This is a genomic window from Kitasatospora sp. NPDC057512, from assembly GCF_042802135.1.
In the GTDB taxonomy this organism is placed as follows: Bacteria; Actinomycetota; Actinomycetes; order Streptomycetales; family Streptomycetaceae; genus Kitasatospora.
On sequence record NZ_JBHVET010000814.1, the window covers coordinates 1 to 3516 of the forward strand.

The 3516-nt window shown below is 74.4% G+C and carries 3 protein-coding genes; all 3 read right to left on the minus strand.

Annotation, left to right across the window (positions count from 1 at the left end):
* Positions 1 to 64: 64 nt before the first annotated feature.
* Positions 65 to 1117 carry a hypothetical protein gene (locus ACFU6K_RS34150; protein ID WP_380669742.1) on the minus strand — a complete coding sequence of 351 codons (1053 nt, stop codon included), beginning with the start codon at positions 1115 to 1117 and terminating at the stop codon, positions 65 to 67.
* Positions 1118 to 1339: 222 nt separating this feature from the next.
* Positions 1340 to 2944 (minus strand): alpha-amylase family glycosyl hydrolase, encoded by a 1605-nt coding sequence (locus ACFU6K_RS34155; RefSeq protein WP_380669744.1) that lies wholly within the window; start codon positions 2942 to 2944, stop codon positions 1340 to 1342.
* Between the two features lie 213 nt (positions 2945 to 3157).
* Positions 3158 to 3516: bifunctional 4-hydroxy-2-oxoglutarate aldolase/2-dehydro-3-deoxy-phosphogluconate aldolase (locus ACFU6K_RS34160; protein ID WP_380669746.1), on the minus strand; the 359-nt coding region annotated here is incomplete at its 5' end.

Here is a 3516-nt window from a genome sequence, read left to right on the forward strand (position 1 = left end):
GGCCGCCGATCCCCACCCGGTGCCGATGCCCACGGCACCCGGTGAAGCCTTCCGAGGGGCGCGGTCAGACCGCGACCGCCTCCTCCATCTCCTCCTCGGCCTCCGCCGGCGTCTCCACCGGACGGCGCCCGCGGCCCTCGTACATCGCCGCGGCCACCAGGGCCGCTCCGCCGAGCAGCAGCCAGACCAGCAGGGTCACGACGTGCCCGCCGAGGCCCGCGCCGCCGTCGAAGTACATGATGCTGCGCGCGCCCTCCAGGAAGCCGGCGCCGGTCCAGAAGCCGTGCAGGCCGCCGAAGAACCCGTTCTGCAGCTCGGGCCGGTAGACGCCGCCGGAGGAGGTGAAGTTCAGCATCACGAACAGCACCATCAGGGCCAGCGTGGTCCACTTCTTCAGGAAGCTGTGCAGGCCGATGCCGATCAGCACGATGCCCGCCGAGTAGAGCCAGCCCAGCGCCCAGATCGCCGCGTAGTCGTGGTCGACCACGTGGAAGACCGGCCCGGCGGTGACGATCCCGATCACGCTGACCGCCAGCGAGACCGCCACCCCGACCAGCGCCCGGACCGCCAGGCTCAGCCCCGCGCCGGCGGCGCCGATCACCGCGACGCTGGCGTAGGAGCCGATGCTCAGCGCGACCAGCAGGAAGAACAGGCCCTGTCCGGTCGGGTCGCCCTCGGCCGGGGTGGTCAGGTCGGTGACGTGCAGCGGCACGCCCTGCTGGTCGGTGACGTTGGTGAACACCGCCGTGGCGGCCACCACCGAGGTGTCCGAGTTCCCCTTGGCGACGATCAGCTCGGGGCTCTTGGCGTCCGGCACGAAGGCGCCCACCAGGTCCCGGTCGCGCAGCTGCTGCTCGGCGGCGGCCCGGTCGTCCACGGTGCGGACGTCGAGCGCGTTCCCGGCCTTGCCCTGGATGGCCTGCGCCAGGCCCTGCGCCTGCGGCGTGGTGCCGACCACCGCCACCTTGAGGTGGTGGGGCTCGGGCTGGTGGAAGGCGCCCTGGTAGGCGAGCGCCATGCCCAGGCACATCAGCAGCGGGGTGATCAGGTGGACGGCCAGGTGCTTGAGCGAGTGCCCCAGGGTGGGCGCTGCGGCGGGGTTCCGGGGTGTGCTCATGGTGTTCGTACCGTCCTCCGGTGGCGTGTCTGTCAGTTCGATCATGAAGGTGGCAAATACAACCAATGAGGATGGTAAATGCAACCAACTATCGATGTAGCTTACAACTATCTGACACCGATCGGAAGCCGGGCCCCGAACAGGACCCGGCTCCCCGCCGCACTCGGCCCGGCTACCGCCCCCGTGCCCCCGGCCCGACCGCCCCGACCGCCCCGACCGCCCTCAGCCCAGCTCGAACACCCCGTACGAGAACCCGTCCGCCCACAGCTCCCCGTCCACCACCCGCACGCCCTGCACCTCCAGCGGCCGGACGCCCGGCGCCGACGGGACGCCCTCCGGCAGGCCCGGCAGCCGTACGGACGCCGGCTCCCGGCGCGGATTGACCGCCACCAGGTACCGCCCGGCCCGGGTGTACACCAGCGGGTAGCCGGCGTGCCGGACCTCCACCCCGCCGGCCGCGCCCAGCCCCGGGTGCGCCCGGCGCAGCGCGATCAGCCGCCGGACGGTGTGCAGCAGCGAGGTCGGGTCGGCGCGCTGGGAGAGCACGTCCGGCCGGTGCGGGTCCGGGTCCACCGGCAGGTACAGCCGCTCGGGCGGGGCGCTGGAGAAGCCGGCGGTGGGGCCGGGCGTCCACTGCATCGGGGTGCGCGAACCGGCCCGGTTGAACCGCGGCCCGAGGACGCTGCCCTCGGTGTCGGGCAGGCCCGGCAGGTAGCGCATGCCGATCTCGTCGCCGTAGTAGACCGCCGGGAGGGTGGGCCAGGTGAACAGGAAGGCGAAGGCGGGGGCGAGTTGCTCCGCGGTGCGCGGGCCGGTGGCCAGCCGGGAGAAGTCGTGGTTGGCGGTGGGCAGCACGATCTGCCCGCCGCCCTCGGTGAGTTCGGCGGCGGAGCGCCAGGCGTCCAGGAAGGGCTGCGGGGTGCCCCGGCCCTCGGCCTCGAAGTAGCAGGCCTCCTGGTGCCAGAACTCCTCGACCGTCCCGCCGTTGTTGTTCCAGAGCGAGCGCAGCGGCAGGCCGTGGTCCGCGCCGCCGAAGTGCAGGAAGAAGTCGGCGTGGAAGCCGGCCGTGACGGCGGCGGCCGGGTCGCCCCACTCGGCGAGCAGGACGGCCTCGGGGTGGGCGCGGTCCAGCCAGTCGCGCAGCTCGGTCCAGAGCTTGGCGGTCTCCACCTTGCCCGGGTCGTCCTTGACCAGCGAGTAGGCCATGTCCACCCGGAAGCCGGACACCCCGAGGCCGAGCCAGTGCGCCATGATCGCGCGCAGCGCCGCCCGGTTGGCGCGCGGGCCCTCCGCGTCCACCGACTGCCGCCAGGGCTCCTCCGAACTACCGCGCGCATAGCCGAAGTTGAGCGCCGGCTGACAGTCGAAGAAGTTCGGCAGGTACCAGCCGGGGCGGCTGCCGGGCGAGGCGACGAAGCCGTCCACCGGGCGGTCGGACCAGATGTACCGGTGGTCGGACGGGTCCTCGGCGGAGGCCAGGAACCAGGGGTGGCGGTCGGAGGTGTGCCCGGCCACCAGGTCCAGCAGGACCCGGATGCCCTTGCGGCGGGCGGCCTCCACCAGGGCCGCCAGGTCCTCGGTGCTGCCGTAGCGCGGGGCGGGGGTGAGGTAGTCGGCGACGTCGTACCCGGCGTCGCGGAACGGCGAGGCGAAGCAGGGGTTGAGCCAGACGGTGTCCACGCCGAGCCAGGCCAGGTGGTCCAGGTGCTGGGCGATGCCGGCGAAGTCGCCGATGCCGTCGCCGTCGGAGTCGGCGAAGCTCTGCGGGTAGATCTGGTACAGCACGGCGTCGGCGAGCCAGTCGGGGCCGGGGCGGGTCAAGGTCATGGGCGGTTCCTCCTGCCGGGTCCGGGGCCCGGGGCCGGCCGGGCGGGGAGGGGCTGAGCCGGGGCGGGCCCGGCCGGGGCCGAGCCGGGTGCCCCCGATTCTCGTCCAATCCCGGCCGTCCCGACAGCCCGCCTCGCCACGCCACGGACGCCGACAACCCGCCGCGAGCGCCGACGGCCCGCCTTCGCCCCGCCGCGAACGCCGACGGCCCGTTTACGCCCCCGCCGCCCCGGCGCAGGCCGCCGTGAACGCCCGGGCCCGCCGGGTGATCTCCGCCCAGTCCCCCGCCGCGACCACGTCCGGCGGCACCACGTCCGTCCCCGCGCAGACCGCGAGCGCGCCGTGCGCCAGGAACTCGGCGGCGTTGCCCGCGTTCACCCCACCGGAGGCCACCAGCGGCACGTCGGGGTACGGGCCGCGCAGGTCCTTGAAGTAGCCGGGGCCGAACGCCCGGGCCGGGAAGATCTTGACGGCGGCGGCCCCGAGGTCCACCGCGTGCGCCACCTCGGTCGGGGTGAGCGCCCCGAGCACCACCGGCACCCCGGCGGCGGGCGCCGCCCCCCCCACCCAGG

What these genes read in the sequence shown, in the direction of transcription:
- ACFU6K_RS34155 (WP_380669744.1), bottom strand. Translation starts at nt 2,944, where the DNA reads ATGACCTTGACCCGCCCCGGCCCCGACTGGCTCGCCGACGCCGTGCTG.
- ACFU6K_RS34150 (WP_380669742.1), bottom strand. Translation starts at nt 1,117, where the DNA reads ATGAGCACACCCCGGAACCCCGCCGCAGCGCCCACCCTGGGGCACTCG.